Source organism: Nostoc sp. (assembly GCF_035638895.1).
GTDB lineage: Bacteria > Cyanobacteriota > Cyanobacteriia > Cyanobacteriales > Nostocaceae > Nostoc.
Window position 1 is genome coordinate 1 of the sequence record NZ_DASQZC010000465.1, and the last position, 6,229, is coordinate 6,229.

5 protein-coding genes are annotated in these 6,229 nt (G+C 44.3%); 3 read left to right on the forward strand and 2 right to left on the reverse strand.

Annotation, left to right across the window (positions count from 1 at the left end; all coding sequences use genetic code 11):
• The 3 genes from VE944_RS23400 to VE944_RS23410 form a co-directional block, all read left to right on the forward strand.
• Positions 1 to 1,185 (forward strand): precorrin-3B synthase (locus tag VE944_RS23400; RefSeq protein WP_324982627.1); only part of this gene is annotated, 1,185 nt, incomplete at its 5' end.
• 55 nt (positions 1,186 to 1,240) lie between these two features.
• Positions 1,241 to 1,867, forward strand: a complete 627-nt coding sequence (locus VE944_RS23405; protein ID WP_324982629.1) for a precorrin-8X methylmutase — start codon at positions 1,241 to 1,243, stop codon at positions 1,865 to 1,867.
• Positions 1,864 to 2,571 (forward strand): precorrin-2 C(20)-methyltransferase, encoded by a 708-nt coding sequence (locus VE944_RS23410; protein ID WP_324982631.1) that lies wholly within the window; start codon positions 1,864 to 1,866, stop codon positions 2,569 to 2,571. Before VE944_RS23405 ends, VE944_RS23410 begins: the two co-directional genes overlap by 4 nt.
• 219 nt (positions 2,572 to 2,790) lie before the next feature.
• Here VE944_RS23410 and ltrA read toward each other — a convergent pair whose 3' ends face one another.
• Positions 2,791 to 4,566, reverse strand: coding sequence for a group II intron reverse transcriptase/maturase (ltrA, locus tag VE944_RS23415; RefSeq protein WP_324982634.1), 1,776 nt, complete (start codon positions 4,564 to 4,566; stop codon positions 2,791 to 2,793).
• 577 nt (positions 4,567 to 5,143) lie between these two features.
• Positions 5,144 to 6,229, reverse strand: a 1,086-nt coding sequence (locus tag VE944_RS23420; protein WP_324982637.1) for an RNA-guided endonuclease InsQ/TnpB family protein, incomplete at its 5' end; no start/stop codon positions are given.

A 6,229-nucleotide genomic window follows, 5' to 3' on the forward strand; every position in this document is an offset into this window, starting at 1 on the left:
CAAGATTGGGATGATTATATTGCTCGACATCCGGTGCTTTCGGGACTGTCGGCAAAATTTAGCGTTTGCTTTGATGGTGGTGGGATAATTCGGGTGTGCGATCGCTTGAATGATATCCTATTTGCTGCTGTCTTAGTTGACCGTAATGTTTACTTCCGCCTCTATCTCAGTGTCGGCGCAAAGGGTCAACCACCCAGCGATATGGGAATTTTGTTACCACCAGAGAAATGTTTGCCCGTCTTGGCAGCTTTGGCGGATGTCTATCTAGCTCATAGTAATACTACAGGTAAGCGCCGGCTACGTCTCTTAGAGTTATTAAATACTTTAGGTTGTGAAAATTATCTCCAGAAAGTTCAGCAGCGTTTACCTTTTTCTCTTTTATGCAGTGACCTAACCCCCAACCTATTAGGGAAGGGGGAGGAATTCTCTACTCTTTTGCAAGGAGAGGAAAAGTATCAACATATTGGCATCCATCCCCAACGTCAGAAAGGCTTATTTTACATTGGTGTCGTCTTACCCCTTGGACGATTGGAGAGTAACCAAATGCGGGGTTTAGCAGATTTAGCAACGAAATATGGTAGCGGCACTCTTCGGTTAACCTCCTGGCAAAATTTGCTGATAACAGATATTCCTCAGCAATGGGTTGCTCATGTCCAGCGAGAAATTGCTTTCTTAGGATTAGATTCCTCAGCAACCAACATCAAGAGTGCATTAGTTGCCTGTTCTGGAAAAAAGGGTTGCGCCTCTTCTGCCACGGACACCAAAAATCATGCGTTGGCATTAGCAGAGTATCTTGAAACTCGCGTTACTCTGGATTGCCCTGTGAATATCCACTTTAGCGGCTGCGAAAAATCCTGCGCCCAGCATAGCAAGAGTGATATTACTCTGCTTGGTGTCACCATTGAGGCTGACAATGGAACTCTGGAAGGCTATCACGTTTATGTTGGTGACAGCAAGGAGAAATTCGGACGTGAAATATATCAATATGTAACTTTTGCCGAACTACCTGCATTAATAGAGCGGATGCTATATGTATATAAAATTGAACGCCTAAATTCTGATGAGTCCTTTGGGAAATTTGCTAATCGATATGCGATCGCCCAATTACACCAGTTATTTAATATTATTCCTAAATCATTTGTAAACAACAAGATTCCCAACTTTTTAGAGAAGTCGGCAATCTGAGCCTTTCGATTTTCATCAGTCAATCTAAAATCTAAAATCTAAAATCCCAAATCGAATGCCCGACTATATCCGAGATGCTAACGAAATTTACCGCAATTCTTTTGCAATCATCCGGTCAGAAGCCAACCTAGATGTGCTGCCGCCAGATGTAGCAAAAGTTGCTGTGCGTCTCATTCATGCCTGTGGAATGACGGATATTGTCACTGACTTGGGATATTCACCAACAGCAGTGCAATCTGCAAGGGCAGCACTAGCAGCAGGAGCGCCAATTCTATGCGATTGCCGGATGGTTGCTGATGGCGTTACCAGGCGACGGTTGTCTGCAAACAATCAAGTTATCTGTACCCTCAACGAGCCGGAAGTGCCAGAAATTGCCCAGCGTCTGGGTACTACAAGGTCGGCGGCAGCTTTAGAATTATGGCGATCGCACCTCGAAGGATCAGTGGTTGCAATTGGCAATGCGCCCACAGCACTATTCCGGCTATTAGAAATGCTCGATGAAGGAGCTACTAAACCTGCTATTATTTTAGGCTTTCCAGTGGGGTTTGTCGGTGCAGCCGAATCGAAAGCAGCACTGGCAGCAGACAGCAGGAATGTGCCATTTTTAACCTTACATGGTCGGCGCGGTGGAAGTGCGATCGCAGCCGCAGCAGTTAACGCCCTGGCAACGGAGGAAGAATGAATATGGACAAAGGTCGTCTTTATGGAATTGGTGTCGGGCCAGGCGATCCCGAACTATTGACTCTGAAAGCACTGCGGTTATTACGTGCGGCTCCTGTGCTAGCCTATCAATCAGCCACAGATAAAGAAAGTATTGCTAGAGCGATCGTGGCGCAGTATCTTCCTGGTAATCAAATTGAGGTGCTATTTCACCTTCCCCGCGCTTTGGAACCAGAAAAGGCAAAGTCTATTTATGATAAAGAAATTGAACCAATCGCCGACCATTTAGCGGCGGGTCGAGATGTTGTAGTACTGTGTGAGGGAGATCCATTTTTCTATGGTTCGTTCATGTACGTGTTCACGCGGTTATGTGACCAGTATGAAACAGAAGTTGTCCCCGGCGTTTCTTCGCTGATGGCTTGTCCGGTAGCCTTGGGTGTACCTTTCACATACTACACCGATATCCTTACTGTCCTACCAGCACCATTACCAGCAGAAGAACTGACTACACATCTGCTGATGACCGATGCAGCAGCAATTATGAAGCTAGGTCGTCACTTTACCAAAGTACGAGATATTCTGCATAAATTAGGGCTAGCATCACGGGCAAGATATATTGAGCGGGCATCAACATCACAGCAACGCATCATACCTCTGGATGAAGTTGATCCAGATAAAGTACCCTATTTCTCGATGATTCTGATTCCAACTAAGAATCGGCTATAAACCTGTCAAAAGAGGCAAGGGGGCAGGGAGCGGGGGGCAGAGGGAAAAACTGAGATGACTAGAGACTTGGGAAGTGTGACGTACCTACACCGCCTGAGTACAGCTCGGTGTAGGCTTCTCAGAGAATTAAACTCAACGAGGTTGTCACCAACCCCGTTGGTCTTCAAAACCGGACGTGAGACTTTCACCTCATCCGGCTCCTCAATGGTTTGGTGCTTGTCATGCATACCTCATTACCCATTTATCCTGAACTTTTTCAAGTTTTCTGGTGGGCTTAGGCTCGGCACTATTACAGCCGGATTTTATGCCGGGACTACCATCATTAGCAGTCTTTGTATCGTGGCAATGTCTGTGTAGGAGTTGGAAATTATCGTAAATATCCTTACCACCTTGCGATTTAGGGATTTTATGGTCAACTTCTAGCACATCGCTTTCACGGAAGAACAAATCGCAGTGAGTACATTTCCCTTTCTGCTTTTTCAGGAGTGTTGCCACTCTTTTGGGCATTTCTGGGTTATTACCCATTCTTGTACTCCAATAAACCAGATTTCCGTCGTATGGTGACGATTCGCCTTTAACTTTCACATGACGCACTATCGGAGTGTCGTCGTGTTTTAGTAACCGAAGTGGGGTTGAACCTTTCTTCCTGGTTGCGAATACCCAGTTATCACCGTCTATGGATTGCCAGTACCTTTTTGACACCCATCCCCCGCTCTTTTTGGGGTGGCGGCGTTTTGACCAAGCGCTTAACTTTTGGTACGTGAGGTGGTCAATATCTGAGTAAGTTTCCTTACTTACTACAGTCGCGTAGTAGTTTGCCCATCCCCTAATAATTGGGTTTAAATGGGTGATTAGCGCCGCTTGCGGTGCTGCCTTGTGAGCTTCAATAACCCTAGCGATGTGTTCGTAATGTACCTTTTGCTTCTGCTTGCTTGGGGTGATGATTGTTTTAAAACCCTGTTTCGAGTGATACTTTCCTACTGGAAATTGTTGTATCGTGAAACCAAGGAAATCGAACCCTGGTTTTTCTTGCTCGTACTGTTTAAGAGTATGGGCGAGTCTCGTTTTACTCGGCTTTAATTCTAAACCCATGCCTTGTAACCATTCAGAGATAATCTCTTTGCATCTTTGGACAACGGTTAGGTTTTCGTGGAGAATCACGAAATCGTCGGCGTAACGGATTAGGCTGAGGGCTTTACGATTATCCCGTTTACCCCCTTTCAGCGTTTCTGCATATTGCTTTATCCGTTCTTCCATCCCGTGGAGGGCAACATTTGCCAATAGTGGAGAGATTACCCCGCCCTGTGGCGTTCCTTCAGATGTTGGAAACAACTGCTTATTATCCATCACTCCCGCTTTTAACCATGCTCGAACTTGTCGGCGGATGGTGGGGAATGTATTTAATTTTATTAGCAGCGCTTCCTGGTTGATGCGGTCAAAACATTTTGCAATATCTGCGTCTAGTACGTATTTAGGCTTAAGCTTAATTGCACTAAATATTGCTTCTACCGCATCTTGGCATGAGCGTCCGGCTCTGAACCCGTATGAGTTAGGTTCAAATCGCGCTTCCCATTCTGGCTCTAATGCCAGTTTGACTAGCGCTTGCAAGGCTCGGTCTTTCATTGTAGGTATACCCAAAGGTCGCTTTTCTTCCGTCCCAGGCTTAGGAATCCATACCCGCCTGGTTGGGCTTACCTTTGTACTCAGGTTTAAATTTCCAGTAAGTTCTAGACGTTGCTTTGGGGTTAGCGATTTAACACCATCCACTCCTGCCGTCTTCTTTCCTTGATTATCCTGGGTAACTCTACGAACCGCTAAGGCTCTTGCTGACCATGACTTCATCAGCGTCTTTTGGAGTCTGCGATATGCTTTCACATCACCACGGGCAGAGGCTTGATAAATTCTCTTTTGGAGCTTATACACGTTACGCTCTAGCTTACGCCAGTTAATAGAGTGCCATTCCACCATCAGTTGTTGAGACTGTGTATTAGACATATTACTCACTACTTGGGACTTTATCATCCAAATCACCGTAAGTCTGTCTGCATATTCTGGGCATTACCCCAGACATTCGCTTTTGACTTAATCTCCCCTACTCGCTGTATACGGTTAGCACCTACTCAGGTATTCGACCACCTGAGAGCATACGAGAGGTTATCTCGTTCCGAATGACCATACTATGTACCTTTAGAGTGATGCTTTTCGCCGGGTTTATTGGAAGTGCTTGTTGGTCAAGAAGAAATTTGCCAACTCCATATCCTTTGCCTTTTGGCTCCAGCGCATTAAGCCTTATTTCGCTGGTTCTTCATTACGACGATTTAATCGCATCTTCAAGCCGGGGCTTTACTCATGGGTACTTTGCTTGATGCTTACTAACTTAGGCTGTCAGTAATAACACCTTCTCACCCCGCTTCAGGCGTTGATGGCTAGTCTCAAACCTGGGGGTGATGCTTTCACCGTTGCACCTACGGGGTAGGATTTGAGGGTTCTAGGATAATAACTCTCACCTACATGGTCATTCAGTTGTCAAGGTTCTGTACCTTGCGGCTAATCCTCCAAACCCTTAAGGATTTTAGTTTCTAGCCAACGATTCGCACCTCTTCAATGAAGACATAATCTGAGCTTTAAGATCGTGCGCCCCACGATTCTTTATATTTAGAGAAGCGTTTAGATCCCTGCACAAACTGACCTTACAATTAGGACAATTATGTATTCTTTCGGATAAAGGCTTCAAAACTTTTTGACCACAGTTAGAACACTCTTGACTAGTGCCGTTAGGATTTACAGCAATTACCTTCAAACCAGCATTTTCGGCTTTGTTCGAGAGGATTGAAATAAACTGTCCCCAACCTGCATCATTAATACTTTTAGCCAATCGTGACTTAGCTAGCCCTTTGATATTCAATTTTTCTACTGCGACAACATCATACTTTTTGAGTAAGTTATTAGCGGTTTTGAAATGAAAGTCTTTTCGAGTATCAGCGACTTTCTTGTGCTGTTTACCCAACTTATGAATAGCTTTCTTGCGACGATTAGAACCCTTTTTACGTCTTGAAACCTTGCGTTGGGCTGATTTTAATTTACGTTCAGCTTTGCGTAAAAACTTCGGTGCAACAATCCTTTCATCGTCAGAAGTAACAATAAAATCAATCAATCCTACATCAATGCCAACAATATTACTCGCATCAAAATTAGGTTTGATTGTTGGAACCGTCTTATCTTCTAAACTCAAAGTCACATAGTAACCATTGGCTTTTTTGGTTACAGATACAGTTTTTATGTCAAACCCGTCTGGTATTTGACGATGAACAATTACTTTGACAGCACCTATTTTTGACAGTGTTATTTTATCGTTGTTAAAATGCTCCTTTTTGAATTGTGGATAGGTGAAAGTCTTGTATTGACCTTTACCCTTGAATCTAGGCTTACCAGATTTTTTGCCGTTAGCATCACCTTTTAGCCAACGGTCAAAAGCTATCTCAACTTTTTTTGGTACTTCTTGCAACACCTGAGAGTGAATGTCTTTGTACCAAGGACGGTATGCTTTTAGTTGGGTTAACGTTGCTTGCTGGCTAAACCTATTAGGTTTATCTTTTAGCTCTGGGATATGGCAAACAACTAGAGAACATCTATCTATAGAACAACGATTTTGCTCATA

Bases quoted from the DNA above. Each gene is read 5' to 3' on its own strand.
- ltrA (WP_324982634.1), bottom strand. From the start codon at position 4,566: ATGTCTAATACACAGTCTCAACAACTGATGGTGGAATGGCACTCTATT.
- VE944_RS23405 (WP_324982629.1), top strand. From the start codon at position 1,241: ATGCCCGACTATATCCGAGATGCTAACGAAATTTACCGCAATTCTTTT.
- VE944_RS23410 (WP_324982631.1), top strand. From the start codon at position 1,864: ATGAATATGGACAAAGGTCGTCTTTATGGAATTGGTGTCGGGCCAGGC.